Annotated in this window: 22 protein-coding genes; 12 read left to right on the top strand and 10 right to left on the bottom strand. The window is 66.6% G+C overall.

Annotation, left to right across the window (positions count from 1 at the left end):
- Nucleotides 1-77: 77 nt before the first annotated feature.
- Nucleotides 78-1,097: a cytochrome d ubiquinol oxidase subunit II gene (gene cydB / locus HG800_RS16440; RefSeq protein ID WP_169977712.1), complete on the bottom strand. Its 1,020-nt coding sequence runs from the start codon at nt 1,095-1,097 to the stop codon at nt 78-80.
- Between the two features lie 85 nt (nt 1,098-1,182).
- Entirely contained in the window at nt 1,183-2,673 is a 1,491-nt protein-coding gene (locus HG800_RS16435; RefSeq protein WP_169977711.1) for a cytochrome ubiquinol oxidase subunit I, read from the bottom strand.
- Nucleotides 2,674-3,059: 386 nt separating this feature from the next.
- Here HG800_RS16435 and HG800_RS16430 point away from each other — a divergent pair, with 386 nt between their 5' ends.
- Nucleotides 3,060-3,629, top strand: coding sequence for a prolyl hydroxylase family protein (locus HG800_RS16430; RefSeq protein ID WP_169977710.1), 570 nt, complete (start codon nt 3,060-3,062; stop codon nt 3,627-3,629).
- A gap of 148 nt (nt 3,630-3,777) precedes the next feature.
- Nucleotides 3,778-6,237, top strand: a complete 2,460-nt coding sequence (locus HG800_RS16425) for a sigma-70 family RNA polymerase sigma factor (protein WP_169977709.1) — start codon at nt 3,778-3,780, stop codon at nt 6,235-6,237.
- Nucleotides 6,238-6,357: 120 nt separating this feature from the next.
- Here the strand turns inward: HG800_RS16425 and HG800_RS16420 are convergent, their stop codons facing one another.
- Entirely contained in the window at nt 6,358-7,815 is a 1,458-nt protein-coding gene (locus HG800_RS16420) for a GntP family permease (protein WP_169977708.1), read from the bottom strand.
- A gap of 195 nt (nt 7,816-8,010) precedes the next feature.
- Nucleotides 8,011-9,732 (bottom strand): GntP family permease, encoded by a 1,722-nt coding sequence (locus HG800_RS16415; RefSeq protein ID WP_169977707.1) that lies wholly within the window; start codon nt 9,730-9,732, stop codon nt 8,011-8,013.
- Between the two features lie 337 nt (nt 9,733-10,069).
- Here HG800_RS16415 and HG800_RS16410 point away from each other — a divergent pair, with 337 nt between their 5' ends.
- From HG800_RS16410 to HG800_RS28260, 3 genes are all read left to right on the top strand, one after another.
- On the top strand, nt 10,070-10,597 hold the full coding sequence (locus HG800_RS16410; protein WP_169977706.1) for a DUF6702 family protein: 528 nt from the start codon (nt 10,070-10,072) through the stop codon (nt 10,595-10,597).
- A 168-nt stretch (nt 10,598-10,765) separates the two neighbouring features.
- Nucleotides 10,766-11,137 (top strand): hypothetical protein, encoded by a 372-nt coding sequence (locus HG800_RS16405; RefSeq protein ID WP_169977705.1) that lies wholly within the window; start codon nt 10,766-10,768, stop codon nt 11,135-11,137.
- 9 nt (nt 11,138-11,146) lie between these two features.
- Nucleotides 11,147-12,664, top strand: a complete 1,518-nt coding sequence (locus HG800_RS28260; protein WP_169977704.1) for an alpha/beta hydrolase — start codon at nt 11,147-11,149, stop codon at nt 12,662-12,664.
- A 148-nt stretch (nt 12,665-12,812) separates the two neighbouring features.
- Here HG800_RS28260 and HG800_RS16395 read toward each other — a convergent pair whose 3' ends face one another.
- Entirely contained in the window at nt 12,813-13,574 is a 762-nt protein-coding gene (locus tag HG800_RS16395; RefSeq protein WP_169977703.1) for a Yip1 family protein, read from the bottom strand.
- 293 nt (nt 13,575-13,867) lie between these two features.
- Nucleotides 13,868-15,031, bottom strand: a complete 1,164-nt coding sequence (locus HG800_RS16390; protein WP_169977702.1) for a hypothetical protein — start codon at nt 15,029-15,031, stop codon at nt 13,868-13,870.
- A 498-nt stretch (nt 15,032-15,529) separates the two neighbouring features.
- On the opposite strand from HG800_RS16390, the gene HG800_RS16385 reads away from it, so the two are divergent.
- A complete protein-coding gene (locus HG800_RS16385) occupies nt 15,530-15,811 on the top strand; it encodes a hypothetical protein (protein ID WP_169977701.1) in 282 nt (93 codons plus the stop codon).
- Between the two features lie 365 nt (nt 15,812-16,176).
- Here the strand turns inward: HG800_RS16385 and HG800_RS16380 are convergent, their stop codons facing one another.
- Both HG800_RS16380 and HG800_RS16375 read right to left on the bottom strand, forming a co-directional pair.
- Nucleotides 16,177-16,473 carry a type II toxin-antitoxin system RelE/ParE family toxin gene (locus tag HG800_RS16380; RefSeq protein ID WP_169977700.1) on the bottom strand — a complete coding sequence of 99 codons (297 nt, stop codon included), beginning with the start codon at nt 16,471-16,473 and terminating at the stop codon, nt 16,177-16,179.
- Nucleotides 16,470-16,703 carry an addiction module protein gene (locus HG800_RS16375; protein WP_169977699.1) on the bottom strand — a complete coding sequence of 78 codons (234 nt, stop codon included), beginning with the start codon at nt 16,701-16,703 and terminating at the stop codon, nt 16,470-16,472. Before HG800_RS16375 ends, HG800_RS16380 begins: the two co-directional genes overlap by 4 nt.
- Nucleotides 16,704-17,116: 413 nt before the next feature.
- On the opposite strand from HG800_RS16375, the gene HG800_RS16370 reads away from it, so the two are divergent.
- A complete protein-coding gene (locus HG800_RS16370) occupies nt 17,117-18,673 on the top strand; it encodes a gamma-glutamyltransferase (protein ID WP_169977698.1) in 1,557 nt (518 codons plus the stop codon).
- Between the two features lie 31 nt (nt 18,674-18,704).
- Here the strand turns inward: HG800_RS16370 and HG800_RS16365 are convergent, their stop codons facing one another.
- Nucleotides 18,705-19,274, bottom strand: coding sequence for a DUF6939 family protein (locus HG800_RS16365; RefSeq protein WP_169977697.1), 570 nt, complete (start codon nt 19,272-19,274; stop codon nt 18,705-18,707).
- Between the two features lie 252 nt (nt 19,275-19,526).
- Nucleotides 19,527-20,525 carry a TIGR03009 domain-containing protein gene (locus HG800_RS16360; RefSeq protein WP_169977696.1) on the bottom strand — a complete coding sequence of 333 codons (999 nt, stop codon included), beginning with the start codon at nt 20,523-20,525 and terminating at the stop codon, nt 19,527-19,529.
- A gap of 335 nt (nt 20,526-20,860) precedes the next feature.
- Here HG800_RS16360 and HG800_RS16355 point away from each other — a divergent pair, with 335 nt between their 5' ends.
- The 5 genes from HG800_RS16355 (at nt 20,861) to HG800_RS16335 (ending at nt 25,529) form a co-directional block, all read left to right on the top strand.
- Entirely contained in the window at nt 20,861-22,291 is a 1,431-nt protein-coding gene (locus HG800_RS16355) for an ascorbate-dependent monooxygenase (protein WP_169977695.1), read from the top strand.
- A 128-nt stretch (nt 22,292-22,419) separates the two neighbouring features.
- Entirely contained in the window at nt 22,420-22,911 is a 492-nt protein-coding gene (locus HG800_RS16350; protein ID WP_169977694.1) for a hypothetical protein, read from the top strand.
- 278 nt (nt 22,912-23,189) lie between these two features.
- A complete protein-coding gene (locus HG800_RS16345; protein WP_169977693.1) occupies nt 23,190-24,167 on the top strand; it encodes a carboxypeptidase-like regulatory domain-containing protein in 978 nt (325 codons plus the stop codon).
- A gap of 288 nt (nt 24,168-24,455) precedes the next feature.
- A complete protein-coding gene (locus HG800_RS16340; RefSeq protein WP_169977692.1) occupies nt 24,456-25,070 on the top strand; it encodes a carboxypeptidase-like regulatory domain-containing protein in 615 nt (204 codons plus the stop codon).
- Nucleotides 25,071-25,361: 291 nt separating this feature from the next.
- Complete coding sequence (locus HG800_RS16335; protein WP_169977691.1) at nt 25,362-25,529, top strand: hypothetical protein; 168 nt, start codon at nt 25,362-25,364, stop codon at nt 25,527-25,529.
- The last annotated feature ends 164 nt before the right edge of the window (nt 25,530-25,693 follow it).

Here is a 25,693-nt window from a genome sequence, read left to right as displayed (position 1 = left end):
CCCGACGCGTGCCAGGGAGCAAGAACCCGCTCAAAATTCTTCCACACGGCGGCCCGCAGTCAATCGACAGACGGAACTCAATAGCTGTGCGGGTCCAGCCGGACCCTCCCCCGGAAGGTCCAGTAAACGATCGCCGTGTACGAGAGGACCAGGGGAGAGCCGATCGCCGCGACGATCGCCATGTTCCAGAGCGTCTGCTGCGAGCTGGCGGCGTTGTAGATCGTCAGGCTCCGTTCGTCGGGAGCGATCGAGCTGGTCACGATGTTCGGGAACAGCGCGATCCCCAGCAAGAATACGAACGCCCCGATCGCCCCGCAACTGGAGGCGAACGCCTGCGCCGCCTTGTGCAGGAACAGACTGCGCGGAATATTCGCGATCAAGAGAATGTTGGCGAAGACGGCCACCCAGGCCCACGGGTACTCCTCGAAGTTGGCCGTCGCCCGAGGGATCCGCACCAGGGTCAGGATCGTCACCATCAGGTACGTCACCAGGAAGAACCCGAACCCCGTCCAGGCGTGCCGATACAGCCGCTCGCGCAGCTCTCCTTCGGTCTTCAACAAAAGATAAATCGCCCCGTGCATCGTGAATAGAGTCACCGCCAGCACGCCGACCATCAGGGTGTAGACCGAGAGGATGTCGAGGAACCCGCCCGCATAAAGGGCCCGCTCATCCAGCGGCACCCCGGCCATCGCCGCGCCGACCGCCACCCCGAACAACAAGGTCGCCAGCAGGCTCGACGCGAAGAAGCCGAAGTCGAACGCCCGCCGCCAGAGCTTCGAGTGGCTCTTGCCCCGGAACTCGATCGACACCGCGCGGAAGATCAAGGCGAACAGGACCATCATGAACGCGATGTAGAACCCCGAGAACACCGTCGCATACGCCTCCGGAAAGGCCGCGAACATCGCCCCGCCGAAGGTCACGAGCCAGACCTCGTTGCCGTCCCAGATCGGCCCGATCGCATTGATCATCACCCGGCGCTCGGTGTCTCCCTTCGCCGTCAGGTGCAGGATGCCGACCCCCAGGTCGAATCCGTCGAGAATCGCGTACCCGGCCAGCAAGACCCCAAGCAGAATAAACCAGAGCAGGTTGAGATCCATGGAATTCGTTTGCCTTTTTGATTGAACACTCACCGAGACGTGCCGACGCTTTCGCTCTTTGTTCCCCAACCGACCCGGGTCCCGCTCAGGACGCTCCCTTCCCTTCGTCCGCCTCCGGCGGCTCCTTCGCCTCGGTCAGCGACCCGGCATGATCAACCCGCGCCGATGCCGCTTCCAGCACATGAGCAGCGGAATCGGGCGGTGTCTCGGCAATCGGCTCCGGCCCATGCTGGATCTTGCTGTTGAGGATCGTGATCCAGAGCACGAACAGCAACGCGTAAATCAGGCCGAACATGATGATCGATCCCAGCACATGCTCGGCCGTCACCACCTCCGACAATCCATCGCTCGTCCGCAATCCCCCTTGCAACGTGCCGTCCACCATCGTCGGATACACGACCCACGGCTGCCGCCCCACCTCCGCCGTCACCCATCCCGCCTCGTTCGCCACAAACGCCGGGAAGACGGCAAACACGAAGTACCAGAGCAGCCAGCGCTTCTCATACAAGGTTCCTCGCATCCGATAATACGACGCCAGGACCGTCGTCGCCACAAACAGCATGCCGATGGCGATCATCAGGTGATACGCCTGGAACGTCAGCCAGACGGGCGGGTTGCCGTAGTCCGCCTCCAGCTCGTTCAAGCCGCGTATCTCGGCATCGAGATCGCCGTGCACGAGAAAGCTGAGCATCCCCGGCACCTCGATCGCGAACTTCGTCCGCCGTTCCTCGCTGTCGGGCCAGCCGAACAACGACAGCGGCGCCCGCGACTGCGTCTCATACAAGCCCTCCATCGCCGCCAGTTTCGCCGGCTGATGCTCGGCCACCATCGTCGCCTGCGAGTGCCCCGAGACCAGTTGCAAGAGAGACGACACCGTCGCCAGGATCAACGCCCCCGTGAACGACCGCTTGGCGAATTCCACATGCCGATTCTTCAACAAATACCACGCCGAGATGCTCATCACGAAGAAGGCCCCCAGGATGAAGGCCCCGAGCCAGACGTGAATCAGGCGATCGACCGTCGACGGGTTGAACACCATCCCCCAGAAATCCGTGATCTCGGCGCGGGTGAAGGTCTGCCCGTGGATCTTGTACTCCCTGATCTCGAACCCGGTCGGCGTCTGCTGCCAGCTATTGGCGATCACGATCCAGATCGACGAGAAGATCCCCCCGATCGCCACCATCACCGTGGCAAAGAAGTGCGTCTTCACCCCCACCCGCTCCCAGCCGAACAACAGGACCGCCAGGAACCCCGACTCCAAAAAGAACGCGAAGATCCCCTCCGCCGCCAATGCCGAACCAAACACGTCCCCCACATATCTTGAATACGCCGCCCAGTTCGTGCCAAACTCAAACTCCATCACAATCCCCGTCACCACCCCTAGCGCGAAATTCAGGCCGAAAATCTTCGTCCAGAACTTCGCCGCCTGTTCATAAATCCGATCCTTCGGGCGAATCAGACGCATGAACCCCAGGTGCACCAGCACGACACTGATCCCGATCGTCAACGGCGGGAACAGGTAATGAAACATGATGGTGAACGCGAACTGCAACCGAGACAGCAGCAAGACATCCACGGCCGGGGGCTCCGTCGGGGAAGATGCGGGGCGGACGCCGATCGGGTCGTCGGGGACGCGGGCGATGCGGGCGGACGGGGACGCCGTCCGGCGGGCATCCCGTTGCTGGGATCATAGCGTCGCCCGTCGAGAATTCTAGACCTGATCGCATTCCGTTTCGTTCGATCGATCCGAAGCGTCCGGACGCTTCGGAACGTTCAACGCATCAGAGAAGATCGAATTGTCTGGCCCCTCGACGGCGCAATCGCATCGCCTCGCAACGATGCCATCCTCGGCTTGCCCGGCAGCGGCCCGGCCGATAGCCTGCTGGAACCATCACTTGCACGCACGGGCCGCGGCCGGATCGCCGAGACCACAACCCTCGGAGGGATGAAAGGAGGGGCCAAATGCAGCGGGAAGCGATCGTCGGGGATCAGGTGTTCGTGATCCGCGGCTTCCTCTCGCCCGAGGAATGCTCGCGGTTCATCGCCGAGTTTGAGCGGATCGGCTTCTCGGAGGCGCCGGTCACGACCCGATTCGGCGCCATCAGGATGCCCGACATTCGGGACAACGATCGCCTGATCGTGGATGACACGGGCCTGGCCGCCCACTGGTTCGAGCGGGCCACGCCGTTCCTCCCCCGTCGGATCGGCTCCTGGGAGCTTTCCGGGCTGAACGAGAGGTTCCGCTCTTACCGCTACGACCCCGGCCAGTCGTTCAAGCGCCACCTCGACGGCTATTTCCGCCGACCGGACGGCGAGCGGAGCCTGTTCACCTTCATGGCCTACCTCAACGACGACTTCGACGGCGGCACCACCGCCTTCTACGACGCCGACCAGCAGCCAATCGCCTCGATCGTCCCGGAGCAGGGGATGGCTCTCGTCTTCCGCCACGCCATCCTCCACGAGGGCAACCCGGTCGAGCAGGGTCGGAAGTACGTGCTGCGCACCGACGTCATGTACCGAAACGTCGATTGATCGTCCTGCCCAATCCTCCCCCGCCCCGATCCTCGCCGCGCGAAATCCGGCCGCCCTCGGCAAATCCGTGCAACAATCTCCCCTCCCCGCTGCACTATGGAGTGGACACCGACGATCGGCGCAAAAAAGGGGAGGAGGACCCGGGCTCATGGCGGGCAATCGGTCGAAGTTGGCGGGGAGCGACTGGCGGACCCTCTTCCGCCTCGGGACGATGGGCGACTGGTCCGACGGCCGGTTGCTCGACCGCTTCCTCCAGCAGCCGGACGACGGCGGCGACGCGGCGTTTGAGACCCTCGTCCGCCGTCATGGGCCGATGGTCTGGCGCGTCTGCCGGGGGGTGCTGGCCGACCGGCACGCGGCCGAGGACGCCTACCAGGCCACCTTCCTCGTCCTGGCCGAGCGGGCCAGGTCGATCCGCCGCCGCGATTCGGTCGCGAGCTGGCTCTACGGCGTCGCCCGGCGGATCTCCCTGCGATCCCTCGCCGACGCCCGATCCCGCCGCGACTCCGAGCGCCGCGCCGCCCGTCCCGAGGCCGTCGCCGTCCCTCCCCTCGCCGACGCCCCCGGCGACCTGGAGGCCCTGCTCCGCGAACTCGACCGCCTGCCCGCGCACTACCGCGGGCCGATCGCCCTGCACGACCTCGGCGGCTGCTCCTACGAGGAGGTCGCCTCCCGGCTCGGCTGCCCCGTCGGCACGATCAAGGCCCGCCTGAACCGCGGTCGCGCCTTGCTCCGCTCCCGCCTCGCGGCCCGAGGGGTTTCCCCCACCCTCCCCGCGCCTGCGGCCCTCGCGGGGATCGTCCCGAACGCCCTGACGGAGCGGACCGTCCGCTCCGCCGTCTCCCTCCTGCTCGGCCGCGCCGCCACCGGGGCCGGCGTCGCCTCCCTCTCCCCCACCGTCGCGGCCCTTTCCCGAGGAGTCATCCACGCCATGTTCCTTGCCAAGCTGAAAACCGCCGCCGCCGCCCTCGTCCTCGGCACCGGCCTCTGCGCCGCCGGTGTCGCGGCCGTGGTTGCGGCCCAGGGGTCAAATCCGGGGAACCCCCCGGGACCGACGATTTCCCGGTTGCCCTCCTCCGCCCCAAATCCCTCGATCCGCCAGCAACCCGCCCTCTCGCCCGAGGCGATCGACCAGCGGGCCGAGGAGATCGTCGAGGCAATCGACGACCCGGAACGCCGCGCGGAGACATTGCTGCGGCTCGGACTCGCCCGGGTTCAGCGTGGGCAGACCGACGCGGCCCTTGATGCCCTCCTGCTGGCTCGTGACGCTGCCGAGGAGATCCCCGAAGCGACTCGGACGACCAATCCGCACCCGATCATCCGGATCGCCTCCGCCCAGGCCCTGGCGGGGGACCGCGATGCGGCCAAAGACACGTTGCGTGAGGCGGTCGGGGTCATCGAGGCAATGGAACAGGATCTCCAGCTCACGGAATGGGATTCGCTGGTGTGGACCTGGCACAAATCCCTCGGTCCTGAGGGGATCGAGACGGTGATTGAGCCTTACCGAGCCTTCCTTGAAAGGCTCCCCTCGGGCGCTCCCACGGAAATCTCGAATCGCCTGACCGCCTATTCGGGGAAGGTCGCCAAGGCCCTTGAGGAGTTGCGAACCTCGGCATTTTTCCGCAACCCGCTGAACACAGCGAAGCGACGATCCGCCCTCGTGAACATCGTGATCGTGCTGAAGCCGGAAGACGGTGAGTTGATCAACGAGGCCCTGGCCCAGCTCAGGAGGGAGGCCCGTGCCGCCCCGGAGGCTCCCCCCGGACTCCACGAGGCCGACGCCCTGGCTCCTCCCCTTCCTCTGCCCATTCTGGCCCAGCTTGAGGCGCAGCTCGGGCGATTCGAGGACGCCCTGGCAACGATCCGCGCCATCGAACCGACGGGCAAGACCCACCAGGTCGAGCAAATCAAACAATCCATCGCGATAGGATTGGCCCGGATCGCCTCGGATCAGGCCGATGCAGGCCATCGAGACGACGCCCTGGAATCCCTGGCTGAGGCGCTCCGGATCGTCCGGACGATCGAGGACTGGGGATTGAAACGTAACGTCATGGAATCAATTACCGAGCTTTACTTGAAGCTGAATGCGTTTGAATCGAGCGACCCGCTCATCGCCGAGCTGATCGACCGAGGAAGCCAGTTCGACCAGTTCGCGCTCGCCGAGATCAAGCGGGACGCAGGCGATGAGGATGGGGCCCTTCGATACTTCCGGGAGGCGCTCGACAAGGAGGAGACGACGTTCCGAAGTCTCCTCGCCCGGCGATCCCCGGACGAACGGCATTCGGTTCCAAGGGATGTCTTGTCCAATACATACAATTTGCTTCATCGGACGGCGGCCAACATCGCACGTGCCCGCCTGGAACTCGACGGCGTCGAGGCCGCCATTCGGACGGTGACGGACCTGCCGGAGGAAGAGCGCGAGGAGTTCCTGCCGGAGCTGGCCGAGGCGCTCGCCAGGGGGAGGGCACTCGACGCCGCCGGAGAAGTGATCCGATCGATCGAGGACCCCGAATTGCGCGATCTGGCCATCGTCCGCGTCGCCCTGGCGATGCCTGGCCCCTCGGAGGCGGAACCGCCGACCGACCCCGAACCGGCCGAGGCGCCGTGACCTCGGACGGCTCAATTCGGCAAGGACCAGGGAATTGGAGCTCGGGCCCGACATCGAATGTCCTGGATGGCTGACCCCTGGGGATGCCCGAGCCCCACGCCCTGTCCCGGATCGTCCCGCTCAGACCATCGGCCAGAGCCAGGCGCCGAGCATGGTCGCCCCCAGGCCGACGAGGCCCATGATGCCGGTCATCGGCGTGACGGTCTTCAAGCCTTCGGCCTCGGTCAGGCCGGACATCTGCAAGATGACCCAGAAGCCGCTGTCGGCCATCCAGGCGACCGGCTTTGAGCCGCAGCCGATCGCCATGGCGAGGTAGACGGGGTGGCAGCCGAGCGCCCCCGACTCGGCCAGGGGGGCGAGCACGCCGACGGCCGTGATCATCGCCACCGTGGCCGACCCCTGGGCCGATCGGACCAGGGCCGTCACCAGGAACGCGAGCGGCAAGACGAGCGAGGCCGACCCGCCCCCCGCCATCGCCTCGATCGACTGCGCGACCCCTCCTTGCCGGATCGCCGCGCCGAAGGCACCGCCCGAGGAGGTGATGAGGATGATGACCCCGCCCCCGGCCAGGGCACTCCGCACGGCCTCGGCCAGGGACGTGCGATCGACCCCCGGGCGGGCGATCAGCATGCTCATGGCCACCCCCGAGGCGATCGTCAGCGCCACGTTCTTGTCGCCGATCGTCCGCACCAACGGGGTCACGGCCGCCACCCAGCCGAGCGGCTCGGCCCCGTCGAGCCGCTCCAGATACGTGCTAAGCGTCACGTCCGAGGCGATCAAGAGGAAGGGCAAGACGATCGGCGTCAGGGCCAGCCAAAGCGGCGGCAGCTCGGAGTCAGGCTTGCGGATCACGGCTTCGAGATCCTCGATCGACAGGTCGGCCGATTCGCGCAAGGGAATGTCCATCCGGCGATTCAGGAACCGGGCGAACGCATAGCCCCCCAGCGATGCGATCGACCCGACCACCATGCCGGCCACCCCCATCGTCACCAGGTCGACCCCCAGCTCTCCGGCCACGAGCAGGGGTCCCGGCGTCGGCGGGACGAGCGAGTGGGCCATCGTCGCCCCGGCGACGATCGAGAGCACATACAGCAGGTAATCACGACGGCTCCGTAGCCACATCGCCTTGCCTAGAGGCATGATCAAGTAAAAGACCGTATCGAAGAAGACCGGAATCCCCAGGATGAAGCCGCTGCCCAGGAACGCCAGCGAGGCCCGCGCCTGCCCCACCAGGTTGACGGCCGACCGGACCACGCGATCGGCCGCGCCGCTGTCGAGCAGGCACTTGCCGATGATCGCCGCCATCGCGATCAGGATGCCGATGCTGGCGGCCGTGTCGCCGAACCCCTCGGCCACGCGGGCCGCGGGGGTCGAGGAGGCGAAGGCGTCGGCCCGTTTGGCGGTCCAGTTCCCGGCGGCGAGTCTCGCGTCGGCGATCGAGCGAAGCGTCTCGGCTGGCGTCAAGCTGGCCACGACAAAGGCCGCCAGGAGCAAGGCCAGGAACGCGTGCAGGCGAAGGGCCAGGATGCCGAACAGGACCAGGGCGATGGCCAGGCCAAGGGTCGCGACAGGGTGCATGAGACGACACTCCCGGGGACGCTCGGACGCGCTGAGACCGACGTGTTTGGAACAGAAACCCTTGTCCTCCGGGGTGGCTGGGGTCGAGCGCAGCGAGCCCCCAGGTGATCGGCCTCGGAACTGGGGGCTCGCTGCGCTCGACCCCAGCCACCCCAAGAGTCAGTCATCGAGGCAATTCAGTACAACACCCTCCGATCAGGCCAGGCCCACCAGCGGCAGCACGACGGCCAGCACCAGGCTGACGATCAGGCCAACAATGCCGAGCACCAGGAGCAGGGGGGTCCAGCTCTTGAGCGCCTCGGCCTCGGTCAGGCCGCTCATCTTGGCGAAGACCCAGAAGCCGCTGTCGTTCATCCACGACCCAATCAACGAGCCGCTGCCGATCGCCGTGGCCAGGTACGCCGGGTGATAGCCGAGCACCGCCCCGCCTCCGGTCGGGATCAGGGCCGCGATGATCCCCGAGGCGGTGATCATCGCCACGGTGCTCGACCCCTGCGCCACCTTTAGGACCGCCGAGACGCCGAAGCCGACGAACAGCAGGATCAGGCCTGATCGCTTCGCCGCGTCCGGAGCATCGCCCGAGCCGAACGCATCTTCCAGGACCGCGCCGATCTGGGCCTGCTGGAGCATCGCCCCGAAGGCACCGCCTGCCGCGGTGATCAAAATAATGACGCCTGCACTCATGAGCGATTGTTCGACCAGCTTTGCGATCTCCTCGCGTCCGTGCCGCTGCTGCCGGACCAGGAGCAGCATGCTCACCGTGGCCGAGAGCAAGAGGGCGAAGTTCGCGTCTCCGACGAACGAGGCCACGTTCGAAGCCTGCCGCAAGGGAGTGTCCCACTCGTGCCGACGCAGCACCGACTCGGGGTAAAGCTGCTCCAGGACCAGGCGGTTGGCTCGTTCCACGTCGGCCTCGGAGAGCCGGGAGAGGTTCGTCGTGCTCAGGGCCTTGTCCGCTCCACGTTGATTGAGCACATTTTTATTTAGGGCAAGAGCGATCGCATCGGCCGAGGGGGCGTTGCGGTCCAGCTCGGCGTCGGTCAAAAGGGTGTTGAGCAAGACCAGGGGGGAGTCGGGCGGGAGGGTTTCGGCCGAGATCGGCGCGAGGAAGCCGGCGGGATCGGCCACGTCTTCGGCCACGATCCGGGCGGCATGCTCGCTGTCGGCCATCGTCTTCAGGACGGTGTTCAGGGTGATGAGCAGGACCGGCAGGGCCACGGGCAAGATGGCCAGACCGAGCGGCGGCAGCATGTCGTCTCGCGGCGGTTTCGGCTCGGTGATCCCGCCGATCGGCCGCATTGGCACGGGCATGCGGCGATCGGCCCAGCTCCCGAACGCCAGGCCGACGATCGCCGCCGGCAAGGCCACGGCAATGCCGATGAGGATCATCACGCCCAGGTCGATCCCCAGGTTCGCCGCCATCAGGAGCGGCCCCGGCGTCGGCGGCACGAGGGTGTGAGTGATCGCCCCACCACACGCAATGGCAAGAACATATTTGAGATAATTGGTTCCTGTTCGACGAAAGAGGGATCGGCCGAGGGGGACGAGCAGATAGAAGACGGTGTCGAAGAAGACCGGCACGGCCAGGACGAAGCCGCTGCCCATCAGGGCGGTCGCGGCCCGCTTTTCGCCCAGCACGCGGAGGAAGAAGCGGACGATCCGGTCGGCCGCACCGCTTTCCATCAGGCAGGTGCCGATGATGGCCGCCAGGGCGATGACGATGCCGATGGTTCCAGCCGATGCGCCGAAGGCCAGGGCGACCCGGCTGATCTTCTCGGCAATCGGCCCCGGAGCCATCAGGCTGACCAGGATGGCCGCGGTGATAAGGGCCAGGAAGGCATTGAGCCGCAAGACAAGAATCATTCCCACGACCGTCGCGATGCCGACGGCCAGAATGATCAACGGGTGAATCTCCATCGATGCCCTGTGCCTCCGCCGGTTCGGTCCGAGCCGGGCTGTTCGGGGCGGGGTCGTGACCGGCCAGGAGTGGTGTTGATCCCTGCCGACTCACCGACTGCCCTGGTCGGCTCGATCGTGATGCGCCTTCGATGACCCCGAGACCACGTCTCAACTCGTCTCGGACCGATCGGCCCGGACGACGATGCGGGACTGACACTATCACGCCGGTTGGCTCGTCGCAAACCTCCAGCGTCCCGATTGCCTGGCGATTCTGCCCCCCTCGTCGTACAGTATCGTGGGACTCTCGCCGCTCAATCTGTAGTCGTTTGAACACGTTTCCTGCGGAGCATGCCCCATGAGCACCCCGGCACTGGCGATGACCCTGATGATGGCTCTGGCTCCAATCACAAACACGGCCGAGGCCCACCCGTTCCACGTGACGATCGCCGAGGTCGAGTTCAACGCCGAGGCCGGCACGCTGGAGATGGCAATCCGCATCTACAACCCCGGCGACCTGGAACAGGCCCTTGGCCTGCGCGAGGGGGAGCGGGTCGACCTGGAGCAGACTGAGAATGTTGATGAGATGATTCTCGACTACCTCCGCGACCACCTGATCATCGCCCCTGCCGAGGGGGAACCGGCCGAGTTGCAATGGGTCGGTAAGGAGGTGAGCGTGAAGACCACCTGGCTCTACGTGGAGGCCCCCTTGCCCGACGGTCCCGAGGGGGTCCGCTTCACCAATACCTTGCTCTTTGAGATCGAGAAGGACCAGGCCAACACCATGGTTTTCGGCCGGTCGAGAGACCGCGTTTCGCTCCGGTTCACCCGAGACGATCCGACGCATCGCTTCAAGCGTTCCGGCTCCTCGATTCCGACTCGATGACCTCAAGGCCGACGTGACCTGGCTCAAAATGGTGGCGGTGCCCGATGGCATGGTCCGAATCATCGGATTATCGTATGCCCCGCCGGGCGACGTCTTGCCACGCGGGCCCGGATCGCGAGACCGCGGTGTCTCGGTCTTTTGGTTCCAAGACTCGGGAGTCCGATTTCCATGACGAAGAAATGGATCATGCTGGCCAGCGCCTTCCTGTTCACAACCGCCTTCCTGACCGGAGCGGCCCGGTTCGCCGCTGAAGATGCGCCGATCTCCATCTCCGAGGTGATGAAGGAGGCCATGAAGGGAGGCTTGAACAAGAAGGTGGCCAGTGGCGAGGCGTCGGCCGAGGAGAAGGATCGGCTGCTCGTGCTGTTCAAGGGTTTGGCTGAGAACGAACCGCCCGAGGGTGACCTGGAGAGCTGGAAGGCCAAGACCGAGGCCCTCGTCAACGCCGCCGAGGCCGCGGTGAAGGGGGCGGATGACGCCCCGGCCATGCTCAAGAGTGCGGCCAACTGCAAGGCCTGTCATGATGCCCACCGCCCCTGATCGTCGGTGGTGACACGCGTTGGACACTGGAACGGCCCGGCCGGTGGTCTGCTCGACCCGATCGGCCGGGCCGTTCTCATGGTGTCTCCTTGGTCCGAGGGGGACGATCGGCCGGGGCTCTTGCCTGGATCGCGCCTGCCGATCAACGATACGATAGAATTCCTTGAGGTGATGCCCCGCCGCCAAGGCCCCGACACCAGAGGAGAGGACCACGCGATGAGACTCGATCGACGACACCCGATCGAACGGATGGCTCGCCTTGCCATACTGCTCGGCGTCGCGCCTCTGACCCTCGCGGGCGTCGTGTCGGCGCAGAACCCGAACCCGAACCAAGGGCAAGGGCAAGCGCAAGCGCAGGAGGCTCCTCCCGCCGCGCGTCCCCGGGAGGTTCCACAGCTCAAGGGAGCGCAGCAGGGCGATCCCCAGGTCAACACCGATGAGGAGGCACCGCCGGGAGGGCTGCGATTGCCTCCCGAGAATCCTCCGGGGGAGATTGCCGAGGGTCCGGCGGCCGACCCGCTCGGCCCGGCGGCCATGCCGGCCGACGCGGCCCGACCGCCCGCAGGAAGGCCGGCCGACCCGAACATGCCGATCGTCCCCCAGTGGCCCTTTCGCTACGAGCTGACGATCGCCAGCTTCGACGGGGCTCCGCTGGCCGTGCGGTACTATCCGTCGCAGCTCGGCGCGGCGGCGCCGGTCGTCTTGCTCGTGCACGACCTCGGACCCGGGCGATCGAGTCAGGACTTCGACGCCGCGGTGGCCGACCTGGAGGGTCAGGGGATCGCCACCCATCTGCAGGAACTGGAGTATGCCGTGCTTGCCGTCGACCTGCGCGGGCATGGGCAAAGCCCGTCGCGGTCGCGAGGGACCGTCGGCAACCCCTTGCTGCGGTGGATCGGAGACCTGCAGGCGTCCTACCGGTTCCTGCTCGATCGGCACAACCGGCGCGAGCTGAACCTGGCGAAGTTCGCCGTGGTCGCGTTGGGAGACGGGGCCAATCTGGCGGCTCATTGGGCTTCGGCTCCAGGAGGGGCGGTCTCGATCGAAGGGCGCACGAGCGACCTGGCGGCGATGGTCCTGATCTCCCCCCGCCCGACCCTCAACGATCGTCCGATTGAACCGGCGGTCACTGCGCTTGCCCCCCGATTGCCGATCTTGCTGCAGGCCGGGGCCGGCGATGCCGAGCGCTCCGCCCTGGTCGATGCCCTGCGTCCGACCGTCGAACGCCAGCGCCTCAGCCGAGTGGCCCTGACCGAAACCCGATTGCCCGCCACGAACCTCCTCCGCTTTGCCCCCGAAGCCACCACGCCCTTGATCGAGTTCCTTGACAGCACCGTCAAGGTCCGGGCCGATGAGTGGGAACCCCGCTACAACCTCGACCCGGTCGTCTACACCAACGTCCGCGTAACCAACCTCGGCGCCGAGGGGGAGGCCGAGGCCCAGCCCGCCGCCGTCCCGCGCCGACCGCAACCTCCGGCCGAGGCGAACGAGGCGAACGAGGGCGATGGCCCTGGCCGCTCCTCCTAATATCCCTTGTCCAACGGCCGGGAGCCGGGCCGGTGGCGGCAGGATCGACTCCCGCCCCCGACCCGGGGATCTTTGCTTCAGGAAAGCCAATCAAGGCACATGAACAAGGATTCGTTTTTTGAATCGAGATTTTGTTGATAAACGATTATTAGCCCATTCCTCCGAAGCCGGCAACTAGCCCACCGACCAGCAAGACGATGCCGAAGACGACGACCAGGAGGATGAGGATGAGCATGATCGCCGCGACGATCGTGACGCCGAGCGCTTTCCAGGCCGAGTAACCCTGGACCTCGCCGAGCCCGTGCAGGAAGAGGACGAAGGTCCAGATGCCCAGGATGAGGATGGCAAGGGCTTCGAGACCGCCGAGAGCGACCATCGTATTGAGCAGGGCGGGGTCGGATTCGACTCGGGGCATCTCGGACTGGAACATCTCCTCGCGGAAGAGGATCAGTTGGGGGATCCAGAAGACCATGGTCGTGAGGACCGGCACGAGCGACCAGGCCATGGCCGTGCGGATGTGCTCGCTCTCGCCCCGACCACCGAACCAGCCGGAGACCCATCGGAGCAAGGCGCTGCCGAGGTAGAGCCAGATGATGCCGCCGATCGGCCCAAGGACCACCGCCAGACCGAGGATGGCGATGAGCGGCAAGACGTCTCCGGCGTTGCGTTCGACGGCCCGGCTCAGTGAGCTGTTGATGCCGCTGAGCGCCGCCAGGAGCATGACACTGCGTGTCGGGTCGGTCGCGACGAGGTAGCGAATCGTCGCCCGAGGGCGTCTCCAGATGGTTTTCCACGGATTCGGGTCTGGCCCAAGGCCCGGGATCTCGTGTTTGGTTCGGATCTGGTCGTGCCGCCCCACCGGAGCGCGGTAGGGGTTTTCCAGATCGTCATATTCATTGTCCGTGACCATTGCAGACCCTCCCGGATTGCGCCGTGATCGATCGGAGAGCGGACCCGTTCAGAGCTTTACCCAGTCATGAATGTGATTGCAAGAATCGTACGATGAATCCCGCTGGTGTCGGAGAAGGATGACGGGGAGACAACGAAGACTCGGGGCGGCGCGGGTCGAGCTGAGTGCCGGTCATGAGGATGGGGATGGACGTTGGGGCGGCACTGACGACGGGTTCCGAGGCCGGAACTGGTGCCACGCGACGCCGTGAACGTTGATGGATAACGCGAGACGAGGGACCGATTGACGGAGCGTCAGGAGCGTCGGGCGGCGGCGGCCCGGGCGCGTCGGGCGCGTCGGTTCTCCCGAGGAGAGGAGGCCGACAGGGTGGTGCGGGAGATCGAGGGGCGTCCGAGGAGGGTTGCGGCACGCTGGCCGGTGACAACGGGTTCGTTTCGCAAGGGGGAGAATCCGGCGTTGGCGTCCGTTCGATCGGACGAGCCATGGGGCTTGGCTTCGTTTCGCAAAGGGGAGGAATCGGCAATGGCTTCGATTGGCGCGGGGGGGCGATCGGGAGCAGATCGGGGGTCGGGGTCGATGGGGGGAGCAGAGGTGCAGCGGGACGGTCGGGGGCCGGGAGGCGGGGGCGCGCTGGCGGGGGCGGGTCGGGAAGCGAGGGATTGCAAGCGGCGCAACTCGTTAAGATTTCTTGAGAACTGGCGACGCGCGTCGGCCGCGTAGCGTTCGAGGAGACGGATGGAGGGGGGCTCGTCGGCATCGAGGCCGAGGGCGGCGTCGGCCTGGGCACGCTCGTCGCGGGCATGGAGATAGGCGTCGAGTCGGTCACGTAATGCAGCGGTGGCCTGGGCGACGAGGTCGAGGCCGGGGGCCTCGGTTTTGTCCTCGGGGTCGAGGTCCCAGGGGCCGGAGCCGTCTCGGGCGAAGGTGGGAACGCCGAGGAGGTCGAGGGCGAGGTTCCAGGTTTCGAAGGTCCAGCCTTCGTGACGCGTCAGGGAGTCACGGACCTCATCCCAGCGCTCCAGGAGCCAGAGGACGCCGTGCTTGCTCTGGAGCAGTTGCGATTGAATGCGCTCGGGTTGATGGGCGAGTCGGGCGCCGAGGGAGGCGATCGCGGCGGCGCGGTCGTCGTCCCAGCTTTCGGAGGCGCGGGCGGCGTGCTCGGCGCGGGCGGCGACGATGCGGGCGTCGCAGCAATCGAGGCGGACGGATTCGGCCACGAGGCGCTCGAAGAACCATTCCTGCGCCGCCCCTTCGGGCCGGTAATCGTTGCGCCACTGGGCCTTGCGCGTTTCAATCGCCTCGGCCATGTCGGCGGAGAGTCGGGTGCCGAGTTTCGAGAGGCCGTGGGTTCGGGCGTTCTGGCTCGATCGGGCCTTGCCCTCGATCGTCTTCGGGCCGGTGGACAGGAGGGCGTTCAAGCGGTTGGCGATGGTTTGCTTCACGGTGGTGCGGGACATGGGTGATTGCTTTCTTGATGAGGATGAGGGAGAGAGACACGGGTGCGCCATTCAGATTGATCGGGCGAGCGGTTCCCGGGGTCGGAGTCATCAGGACGAGGACCGCGCGACTCATTGGATAACATCAGGAATCGAGGGAGGCTTAATTGCGTTTTTTTTAGAACGATCGAGTGATCCGGGGGGTTTCTGTGGGACACTCGGAGCCATGAGACTGGCAGGAACGTGATCGGCGCCCTCAACGGTGTCCGGAGTCGAGTGCCACCCGGCCGAAGGGGAGCGGCGGCCGGTGAGCGCGTGGGAGACCAGGGGCGGAAGCGGTCGCGGTGATTCCTTTGATAAATCGGAATCTGACCTGTTGACAGGGGGGGGGTTGTCGCAGATCGTCAGGGGGAGGACGGCGGCCTGCCGATCGCCCGAGGTGTTCCGAGGCGTGGTGCCTTCTGGATCGGACGGGGGGACGCACCGTCTCGGGATACGAACGATCGAGAGGGGCTGCTCATGGCCATCGTGGATGTGGAATGCTCAGAGTGCGGCGCGGCGTTGCAGGTGGACGAGGCCGAGATGGGCTCGACGATGACCTGCCCGAAGTGCAAGCTCCCCTTCTTCGTCGAACCGGCCGGGGCGTATGGCCTGGTCGAGGACCCGCCGAAACGGCGAAGCCGATCGCCTCGACCGGAATCGGATTCGGGCTCGGGCTCCGCGGCGGTGGAACCACCGGAAACCGCCGAGCAGCGCCGGATCCGAGAGCAGATGGAACGCTGGGCGGGCTCGGACGACTGAGACGGCATTATTGCGGGGAGGACGGGTCTTGGGAGTGCCGGGTGGCATGGCCACGTCGGCGCGGCCATGCGCGGGGATTTGGGGCTGGGAGCAGGCCCAAGGGGTCGTGGGCAGGCACGTCGGGTGCGTCGGAGACCGCCTGAGGTGCCGAGCCTGGGGCGCGAGGTGATCGAGGGGCTACCGAGGTGCGGCCCCGGAGGAATGGGCAGGGCGTGAGCCAACGCCTTGTGCGTTCAATCCCAACGCCTCCTCCTGAATAAATCACGGTTCGACTCAGCGACACCCCACCAAGATTCGTCGGGGCCGCGGTGCGAACCTCCGGCCAGGGTTCAATGCGAAGGTCTGCACCGCGGCCCCGATGAGGCTCACAGGCGGGATTGCCAGACGAAAGGATCGCGGGCGGTGTGGAAGACTGCGAGCACGAGGACCAAATCGGCCTCGTTGCGGTAATAGACGCAGTAAGGGAATCCATGAACGAGGGCCTCGTGCACCTCGTCGAAGACGCGGGGATGTCGGTCCGGATTTTCAGAGGCGGAATCGAGCACGTCCTGGACGGCGGCCGTGAATCGCGCTCCCAGGCCGGGGCGACGGGCGTCGTACCAGTGGGCGGCCTCGTCGAACTCAATGCGAGCGGGGCGGCGGAAAAGGACGGGGCGGTTCATCGGGCAGAGAACCGCGCCAGGGCCTGGGCCTTGATCTCTTCCCAGGAGATGACATCGTCGGGGTTGGCGTCGTGATCGGCGAGGCGGCGTTGCAGTTCGCGTTGCTGGGCGGGCGTCAGATGCGTCCGGCCAGGCTCGGAGGCGAGGCTGTCCCAGAGTTCAAGCATGAGGTCCAGTCGCTCATCCGCGCTGAGGCGGTCGATGCCCAGCTCTTGCATCTTCGTCGCCATGGGTAGGTTGCTCCGCAAGTCAGGACGCTCTGGGAAGGATCAAGAGCTATCATAACCAATCTGCCCCGATCAACCTCGCCGGATCTACGACGGGATGACGCTCGACTTCCGCCGTTGCCTCAGGTGCGATGACCCGTTCATCGGCAATGAGAGCTGAGCATCCTCCGGGGGTGGTCTCAATTGCCTGCCAACTGAGGTCGAGAAGCGACGAGAGGTCACGAGGAGGTTTCTTGCAACTGCACCGCCCGAGTTGGAGAGCCAACGGAGCGACCCGGCGCAATTAGAACGCCAAACACGATGTGCGGGCGGTCGGGGAGTGGCGATTGGGATAGAATGAAGGGCAAGGGCGGGTCGGCCCGGACGGGAGGGGGCCGGCCGATGGTGTGCTGACAATAGGGCCCGAGCCTGGATTCATGCCTGGACCGACACGAGCCGTGATTGCCTCGGATTCTCCCACGACGGCGGAGGCGGGGGCGAGGATTGCCGAGGAGGGGGGGAATGCCGCCGATATTGCCGTGGGGGCGGCGTTGGTGGCGACGATGACCGAGGCGTTGATGTGTTCGCTCAGCGGCTCGGGGTTCGCGATGGTGGCGATGGAGGGGAAGGACGCGGAGCTGATCGACGGGGCGCACACGGTGCCGGGGCTCGATCCGACGATGAGCAGGTCGGGCGAGGGGCTGGACGTGGTCGATTACCTGCTGCCGTACGGGAGCGGGATTGCGATCAAGATCGGCCGGGGGACGGTGGCGGTGCCGGGCGTGCCGGCGATGCTGGAGACGCTCTGGAAGCGGCACGGGAGGTTGCCGTGGGCGGATCTGGTGGCGCCGAGCATCGAGCTGGCACGGTCGGGATGGCCGGCGAGCAAGACGATGAGCGACTACCTGGCGAGGGTCGGGCCGGGGTCGTATGTGAGACAAGACGATTGCCTGTGGACCTATTTTCCGGACGGTCGGAATCCGGCGGCGCCGGGGAGTCCGTTCCGATTGCCGGGGATGGAAGGGACGATGGAGGCGATCGCCCGAGACGGGGCGAGGGCGGTTTACGAGGGGGAGATTGCCGAGGCGATCGTGAAGGAGATGCGGGATCACGGGGGCCTGATCTCGCGGAAGGACCTGGAATCGTACCGGGCGGAGGTGAGGCGGCCGTTGAGGCTGCGGTCGCGGGGCTGGACCCTGGAGTTGAACCCGCCGCCGAGTATTGGGGGGGCGGCGCTGGGGGTCTTGATCGGCTGGCTTGATCGGGCCTGGCCGGGCGAGACGACACACGGCGAGCGGGCGTTGGTGATCGCCCGGGCGCAGCGGACATTGCTGGAGTTGCGCGCGGATGTAATGGAGTCGGGAGATTTCGATGAGGCGATGGCGCGGTCGCTGCTGGAGGAGACGGGGTTGTTGCCGTGGCTGCCGAGGCTTTCCAGCCCCGGCACGACGCAGCTGAGCGTGGCGACGGGGGACGGCAGCCTCGTCTCGATTGCGATGAGCAACGGCTACGACGCGGGAATCAACATTCCGGGGACGGGGATCACCTGTAATAACGCGTTGGGAGAGCCGGAGCTGAATCCGGGGGGATTTCTGGCATTGCCTCCGGGGTCTCGGATCGTCTCGAACATGGCGCCGACGGTGGCCCTGGCCGACGACGGAAGGCGGCTGGCGTTCGGGACGCCGGGGGCCTCGCGGATCACGACGGCGCTTGCGCAGACATGGGCATGGCTGGCGTTTGAAGGGCTGGACCCGGGGGACGCGGTGGCGGCTCCTCGGTTGCACGTCGAGCCGGCGGCCGAGGGTGGGCGGCCGATCGCCCGGAGCGAGCCGGGGTTCGACACGTCGTTGCTGGAACCGTTCTTCGAGGTGCGCGCGTATGATCACCCGGACATGTATTTCGGAGGCGTGAAGCTGGTGATGGCCGGGGCCGACGGGTCGCTGATGGGCCGGGCCGACCTGAGGCGCGAGGGGGCGGTGCGGGAGGTGGGGTGATCGGGATTGGTCGGCTCTGGAGTACCGGGGATCAGGGTTCCGCAGCCCGAGGGGTGGGCCAGCACCCGTGGAGATGGTCCTTGATCAAGGCCGCATGGGAGAGGGGGCGAGAGAGGTCGTCGACCTCGGTGTTGGTTTCGTAGTCGAGGAGCACCAGGGGGCGATCGGCGGCGAGTTGTTTCAACTGCTCGACCTCGGCCGCCAGGCGGTGCTCCAGAACCCATCGGTAGGCCGGGAGATAGATGCGCAGGCGAGCGTCGTGGTAGTCGAGGAGCGTGCTGCCTTCGATGCCGAAGCGGTGGCCGAGGACCGCTCCTCGCCTGGCACCCCCGCGCTTGATTCCCGACATGCGGGTGATGGCCCACTTGCCGGGGTCGATGTCCTCTCGCTCGAAGACCTTCAACCCTTGCCACAAGCCCTCGACCGACTGTGCCGTCTCTGACCCGGAATTCGGGATTGGGATGCCGCCATGCGGGTAGAAGGGGCTGAACCGGACCCAGGGCTCGAGTCCCTTGGAGGTCACGTCGATGATGACGGCCTCGGGCCATTGCGCCTCGACGGTTGCGAGCTTCTTGCGGCGGCTCTCGATGGCGATGATCATCGGTACAAAAGGCCCTCCGCCACCTGTCCTGAGCTCAAGAAACCGGTGGATGATACCCGGTGGAGTCGGGCTTGCAACCAGGGGCCTTGGAGAGGGGGCATCGGATCGGTCCGTCCGGGGTCGTCACGACCCCGGCCACCCCAGCCGGATGAGGGGGGCTCGGACGGGGCACAGGGCTGGGCCTTGAGCGCGGGGACCCCTCACCCCGGCCCTCCCCCCGCGGGCGGGGAGAGGGGGACGGAAGGGGGCGGCTTAGCGGGGGATGGGTTCGAGGGCGTCCTGGCGGCCGATCTCGCTGGGAGGGGGCTGGACGCCGGGCTGGTCGGGGTTGCGGACGATCCGCCAGCCGTCTTTCTGGGCCTGCTGGGCCTTGGCGGAGTCCCAGACGAACAGCTCGGGCTTGATGGCGACGTTGGCCTTAAGTTCCTTGATGTAGTAGTTCTGCTTGTCCTTGCCGTTGGGGGCGAGGGTGTGGATGCTCTTCGGCTGGAGGGTCTTGGCGTCGAGGATTAGGACGGCGACGGAGAAGGCGTCGCGGTCGGCGGCGATCTTCGGGTAGATGGCGATGCGGTGGGTGCCTTCCTGGTTCGGCGGCATGAGGTTGGCGCGGTAGCGGCGCTTGAAGTCCTCGATGTTCATGCGAAAGAGGAAGGGCAGGGGGCCTTCTTCCAGGGCACGCTGCTGGGCGTCCTTGGGCAGGGGGAAGATGGTGATCTGGCGGAGCGCGCCGTCGAACTCGACGACCTCGCCGCCGTTGGCGAGGATGCGGCGGTCGAAGACGAATTTCTCGTCGCCCTCGTCGCCGGTCTGCTTCTCCAGTTGCAGGACGACGAGGTTCGGCCGGCGGAGGTAGGCGGCCCCCTTGTAGACCTTGCGGTCGCCGACGATGGTCATCTCGTCGACCTGCTCGAAGGTGGCGTAGAGGGTTTCGATCTTGCCGCTGGTCTGTTCCCAACGGCCGAGCACAGCGTCGAGTTCGGGATCGCTCGGCGCTTGATCGGGGGCGGAATCCTGAGCCGGGGCCGAAGCCGGGGCTGAGGCGCGTTGCACGGATGGGTCGTACGTTGCGTCGCGGGATGGGCCGGGGATGGCCGGGGCAGGGGGAGTCGTCCTTGCTCCAGCACCGACACCGGCGCCGGCCTGGGGGCGGGGGGCCTGGCCTGGAGTTGAGGGGGTCGCCTGGCCCTTGGCCTCGGCCATCGGGCCGACTGCGGCGAGGAGGCCGACGATCAGGGGAGCGATCCGTCGCATTCCGCGTCCCTCCGGGATCGGGTCGTTCGGGTTCGGCCGGAGCATCGTCCAGAAACAGGGCGCGGTCCGGCCATCGGGCAGCATTGGCCCGGAATCGAGGCGGATCGTACTGGATTCGCTCAGGCTTGACCAGCCGAGGCGGCGGGCTCGATCCGTTTTTCGATCGATTCGCCAAAAAAACGGGAGGATTCGCCCCTTGCCGATGAAACCTGGATGGGCAGGATGGAGTATGTCTGACGATCGGCCGCGAGGCTTAACGGGTCTCGGTGCGCCCGATCCTTCTGGTGTTCGAGTGGTTGCGTGGCTTCGGTGGTGTCTTCAGGAGGATTGCAAGGATGACTCGGTTTGCGATCGTGGGAATCCTGGCCGCTGCGCTGCTGGCCGCCGGTCTGGGAGATCGAGGAACGGCCGCGGGTGAGGAGCCTTCGGAGGCCCCGACCTATCATCGAGACGTCGCGCCGATCCTTCAGCGCCACTGTCAGGACTGCCACCGGCCGGGTCAGGTCGCACCGTTCTCGCTGCTGGAGTACGACCACGCGAGGCGTCGGGCGTCGGACCTGTTGCTGGTGGTCGAGGAGCGTCGGATGCCCCCGTGGCCGGCCTCGAAGGAGTTCGGCGGGCCGTTTCGGGAGGAGCGGATCCTTTCGGACGACGAGATTGAGACCCTTCAGCGCTGGCTCGACGCCGACACCCCCGAAGGGAACCCGGCCGACGCCCCCGAGCCACGCACGTTTGCCGGCGACTGGCCGATGGGAGAGCCGGACCTGATCCTGACGATGGCCGAGCCGTACACGCTCGGGGCTGAAGGGGAGGATGAGTTCCGCGTCTTCGTGTTGCCGACGGACCTGGCCGAGGACCGGTGGATCCGGGCGGTCGACTTCAAGCCGGGCAACCGGACGGTCGTCCACCACGTGATCGCCGCGACCGACGCCTCGGGCCGTGCCCGGGAGCTGGATGCGCAGGACGAGACGCCCGGCTACTCGGCCGTCGGCGGGTTTGGCGACGGGGTGCCGATCCGGTCGTTCCTGCCGATCTGGGTGCCGGGCAGCACACCTCGCGAGGCGCCCGAGGATTCCGGCTACCTCTTGCCGAAGGGGGCCGACGTGTTGATCCAGGTCCACTACCACAAGAGCGGCAAGGTGGAGGAGGACGCGACGGCGATCGGCCTTTATCTCTCCGACGAACCGCTCGGCCGGGAGGTGCGCACCGGGTTCGTCTTTCCGGACGTCTCGATGTTTCAGGTGATGAAGGCCCGCGCGGCGATGCAGGAGAAAGGGGGGCGGCCGGGATTGAACGAGTTCATGCGCGAGGTGATCTCGATCCCCCCCGGCGAGGCGAACTATCAGGTGAAAGGATCGACGCGCCAGGGAGGCGTGATGGGCCGTCCGCTCGGCCGAGACATCCTCTTGACGGCCGTCATGCCGCACATGCACTGGCTGGGCAAGGACTTCACCATGACCGCCGTCTTGCCCGATGAGACCCGCGTGCCGATCATTCGGATCGACCGCTGGGACTTCAACTGGCAGGGGACCTACGCCCTGGCCGAGCCCGTCTTCCTGCCCGAGGGGACCTGGTTCGAGATGGTCGCCCACTTCGACAACTCGGCCGAGAACCCGAACAACCCGAGCCACCCCCCGGTCCTCGTCCGTTGGGGCGACCAGACGAACGACGAGATGTGCATCGGCATTTATGAGTTCGTTCCCGCCACCGACGCCGACCGCGCCCGCTATGCCCCGCGTGATCCCTCGGGAGACGCGGCCGACTGAGGGTAGGCGTCGTCCTCGTGTTCCGATCGGGTCGATCTGGGTTCCTCTCTGGGATCCCGGATCGATCCCGGATCGGGGCGACTGAGTGCTCAACCACGAGGTTGTGCCGATCTCACGGAGGCCCGGCGATGCGACTGCCCCGCGTTCGGCTCACCGTCCGGGGGATGATCTGTCTTGTGGCGGTTGTCGCCGTCGCCCTTTTCGTCGCGAGAGAGTTCCGGGACGGCCTGCCCCCCCGATTCGTCGTCGATGGCATCCCGAAGCGCATCGAGCGGCTCCGACCCGGGATGACCCGGGAGCAGACCCGGGAGATCCTGGGCCTGGAGACGTCGTGGCTCCGGGGGGGAACCGATGCCAGGTTTCACCTGGGCAGCGCGGGCGCGCATCGCATTCGCGAAACCTATTACGTCCGGTCGCCGCGACCGGTCGTCATCCGTGCTTCCATCGGAGGTGGCCCGGTGGGGCCGGTGACCATCCGCCGATCGAAAGCCATGATCCAGCTCGTGTTCGCGACCGATCCCGAAACGGGGCCTTTCCAGACGAATCCCTCGGACAGACTCGTCCGCGCCTGGTTCTCAAACGACTCGAGGACTATCGCCGAGATGCCGGGCTCGCGCTGACGCTCTGGCCAAATTGCAGGAGAAAGGGGTTCCGCTCGTTGCTCCCTTCTCCTCGTGTCCCTTTTTTTTCGCGTCCGTCCTGGTGCAGTCGAGTCGAGGGGAGGGGTGGGTCATCGAAGACTCGACCGCACCCTACGGGTGACGAGAGCGACGGCGCATAATCGGCCTCCGCGCGTTGCAGCGGGTCCTTGACGGATGGTCTGACAGTTGTCGATGATGGTCCGTGAGGTTGGGGGATCGCAAGTCCCTTGTTCCCACAAGAGGGAGGAGAAATCGGCATGTCGGGACATCTGGGTCTGTTTTTGCTCGTCGCCGCCCTGTTTGGGGGGGGTGATGGGGACGAGGAGGTCTCGGCGGGTGGGACGATCTCGGGCCGGGTGGTTGACCATCTGGGCGGCCCGGTGGGCGGGGCGAGGGTCTGGGCGATCCGGGAGCGGGAAGGGGTCGGCGAGGCGACCGCCGACGAGGAGGGCCGCTTCCGCCTTGGGCCGATCGAGGAGGGCCGGGCGATCGAAGTCTGGGCGGAGGGCCCCGGCCTGGCCCGGGAGCACCGCGAAGGGGTGCTTGTCTTCGTCGGGGCCGATCGCGAACTCGATCCGCTCCCGCTCCTGCCCGGCACAACGATGACCGGCCGGGCTGTCGACGCCGAGGGGCGTCCAATCGCCGGGGCGACGATTGACCTCGAGCTGTATCGCTTCATGCTCGGCCACACGGTCTCGTCGCATCAGACCGTTTGGACGCTCGTTTCCGATGACGACGGGCGGTTCGTCACCCCGCCCTTGCCCGCTGGCCAGGCCCAGTTTGCCCTGACCGCCCCGGGAAAGGCCCGTACCTTTTGCGGGGAATGGTCCCAGCCGGGAACCCCCGAGGCCGATCTCGGCGACGTGGCGATGGCCGACGAGGTCCCGATCCGAGGGGTCGTGGTCGATCACGAGGGGGAGCCTGCTCCGGATGTCCGGATCATGGTCGATTACGATTATGAGAATCCGGCCTTCTCGGGCGAGGACGGCCGGTTCGTCGTCCACGGCGTGGGGGAAAACGCGAAGGAGCTGCGGCTCGATGCGAATGACTTCTTCGCCCCCGAGCCGATCACACTCGGCCCGGCGCGCGAGGATCTGCGGATCGTCGTGACGCGGGCCTTCCTGATCGAGGGGAATGTCGTCGACGCCGAGTCGGGAGAGCCGGTCGAGATCAGCACGGCGACGCTCTGCACGGTCGAGCGGCACCCGGACGGGACGTACTCCCTTTATGGGTGACTGAGCGAGTTCTCGCAGTCCGAACCCGGGCGGTTCGGCATCACCTACGAAGGCAAGGCGGACGAGTACCACATCGGCGTCACGGCCGAAGGTTACCTGGACGGGGAGATTTTCCTGGGCGAAGTCGACGCCAACCAGAGTCTTTCCGACATCGTCATCGAGCTGACCCGCGCCGAGAGCGAGGCGGCGAAGCGGCAGACGACCCGGATCGCGGGCGTCGTCACCCGGGACGGCGAGCCGATCGCCGAGGGGGGCCGGGTCGGGGCCTGGCAGACGCGTCGGAAGGAGATGAACCGGGTCAACGCGGCGATCCGCCGCGGGCGGACCGTGCCGATGAACGGGTACGAATGGGCCTGGAGCCGCGTCGAGGCCGACGGCTCGTTCGCCATCGACGACCTGGCGATCGACACGCGGTGGGGCTCCTGGTTCCTGGTCTATGACGGGACCGACGGCGCCTCGGCGGTGGTCGGGCCACTGGACATCGGCCGGGACGATCGGGAGGTCGAGGTCGAGATCCCCGTGCTTGAGCATGGGTCGATCGAAGGGATGGTCGAGCACGTTCCCGAGGCGATGGCCGGGCAGATCTGGGTGGTCCTCTTCGACGACGGTGTGGTTCGGCGCGAGACCCTGGCGAGCCCCGATGGCGCGTTCCGGTTCGACCGCCTGCCTCCCGGCCGCTACGGCCTGAAGGCCGGGCACGACGGGTCGAAGGATCCTCATGTCCCGAGCCTCGACCGGGAGAACCCCGACCCGACACTCTGGCAGAAACCGGCCGAGCCCTGGCAGGGGGCCGTGATCGTCGCCGTCGAGCCCGGCGAGACGGCCGAGCGGGTCGTCGTTGATGCCCGCCCCCCGGGGCCGATCGTCGAGCCCAAGGAGCCGGAACCCGAGGAAAAACCCTAGGAGAAGTCCTCTCGTCGACTGGGTGGCCGGGGCAAAGCGCGGCGTGCCCCGGGTGCCCCGGGTTCCGCGCAGCGGACCCCGGGTCAGGGGATGGCTGGCCCATGCGGCTCCGCCCGGGGTTCGCTGCGCGGAACCCGGGGCACCCGGCGGATTGTTCGCCAGGATACGAATGGCTACTGGACCGTAATGGATTTCGTCAATGTCTTCAGGGTCTGCTTGTTCTGACCGGACCCCTTGATTGCTCTTACCTCAATGGTATCAGTGCCCGTGTCTTGGAGGAGTGGCCGCCGGGTGGCACTGGCGACTTCACCAGTGTACGATATCATCAATCCAAACAACGACCCCAGCTTCTTCGTCGGCGGAACCACGCTTCGCGACACGTTCCACCTCGACACACACAACCGTCGCCTGGGATCACGCAACGCCTGGAACCACCTGCGATCAGCTTGCACTGGGTGAAGTCATCAGTGCCACCTAACAACGAAGGGCGATCGGGCGTGGGAACACCCAAACGCGTCAAGCACGGCGGGGGGGCTGGGCTCATCCTGACCCCAGTCGGGTGAGGCAACGGCCCCGCGTCGGCCCACGGGGGTCGACACGACACCAGCCACGAGCTATTGGGG

The organism is Tautonia rosea (assembly GCF_012958305.1).
Taxonomy (GTDB): Bacteria; Planctomycetota; Planctomycetia; order Isosphaerales; family Isosphaeraceae; genus Tautonia; species Tautonia rosea.
The sequence above is the reverse complement of the archived record's forward strand: the minus strand, read 5'-3'. Positions and strand labels throughout refer to the sequence as shown.

Excerpts from the sequence above, each read along its gene's own strand:
- HG800_RS16410 (WP_169977706.1), top strand. The coding sequence starts at position 10,070 with ATGAGCACCCCGGCACTGGCGATGACCCTGATGATGGCTCTGGCTCCA.
- HG800_RS16390 (WP_169977702.1), bottom strand. The coding sequence starts at position 15,031 with ATGTCCCGCACCACCGTGAAGCAAACCATCGCCAACCGCTTGAACGCC.
- HG800_RS16405 (WP_169977705.1), top strand. The coding sequence starts at position 10,766 with ATGACGAAGAAATGGATCATGCTGGCCAGCGCCTTCCTGTTCACAACC.
- HG800_RS16425 (WP_169977709.1), top strand. The coding sequence starts at position 3,778 with ATGGCGGGCAATCGGTCGAAGTTGGCGGGGAGCGACTGGCGGACCCTC.
- HG800_RS16345 (WP_169977693.1), top strand. The coding sequence starts at position 23,190 with ATGTCGGGACATCTGGGTCTGTTTTTGCTCGTCGCCGCCCTGTTTGGG.
- HG800_RS16380 (WP_169977700.1), bottom strand. The coding sequence starts at position 16,473 with ATGAACCGCCCCGTCCTTTTCCGCCGCCCCGCTCGCATTGAGTTCGAC.
- HG800_RS16395 (WP_169977703.1), bottom strand. The coding sequence starts at position 13,574 with ATGGTCACGGACAATGAATATGACGATCTGGAAAACCCCTACCGCGCT.
- HG800_RS16430 (WP_169977710.1), top strand. The coding sequence starts at position 3,060 with ATGCAGCGGGAAGCGATCGTCGGGGATCAGGTGTTCGTGATCCGCGGC.
- HG800_RS16375 (WP_169977699.1), bottom strand. The coding sequence starts at position 16,703 with ATGGCGACGAAGATGCAAGAGCTGGGCATCGACCGCCTCAGCGCGGAT.
- HG800_RS16415 (WP_169977707.1), bottom strand. The coding sequence starts at position 9,732 with ATGGAGATTCACCCGTTGATCATTCTGGCCGTCGGCATCGCGACGGTC.
- HG800_RS16370 (WP_169977698.1), top strand. The coding sequence starts at position 17,117 with ATGCCTGGACCGACACGAGCCGTGATTGCCTCGGATTCTCCCACGACG.
- HG800_RS16385 (WP_169977701.1), top strand. The coding sequence starts at position 15,530 with ATGGCCATCGTGGATGTGGAATGCTCAGAGTGCGGCGCGGCGTTGCAG.
- cydB (WP_169977712.1), bottom strand. The coding sequence starts at position 1,097 with ATGGATCTCAACCTGCTCTGGTTTATTCTGCTTGGGGTCTTGCTGGCC.
- HG800_RS16365 (WP_169977697.1), bottom strand. The coding sequence starts at position 19,274 with ATGATCATCGCCATCGAGAGCCGCCGCAAGAAGCTCGCAACCGTCGAG.
- HG800_RS16355 (WP_169977695.1), top strand. The coding sequence starts at position 20,861 with ATGACTCGGTTTGCGATCGTGGGAATCCTGGCCGCTGCGCTGCTGGCC.
- HG800_RS16340 (WP_169977692.1), top strand. The coding sequence starts at position 24,456 with ATGAACCGGGTCAACGCGGCGATCCGCCGCGGGCGGACCGTGCCGATG.
- HG800_RS16420 (WP_169977708.1), bottom strand. The coding sequence starts at position 7,815 with ATGCACCCTGTCGCGACCCTTGGCCTGGCCATCGCCCTGGTCCTGTTC.
- HG800_RS16350 (WP_169977694.1), top strand. The coding sequence starts at position 22,420 with ATGCGACTGCCCCGCGTTCGGCTCACCGTCCGGGGGATGATCTGTCTT.
- HG800_RS16360 (WP_169977696.1), bottom strand. The coding sequence starts at position 20,525 with ATGCGACGGATCGCTCCCCTGATCGTCGGCCTCCTCGCCGCAGTCGGC.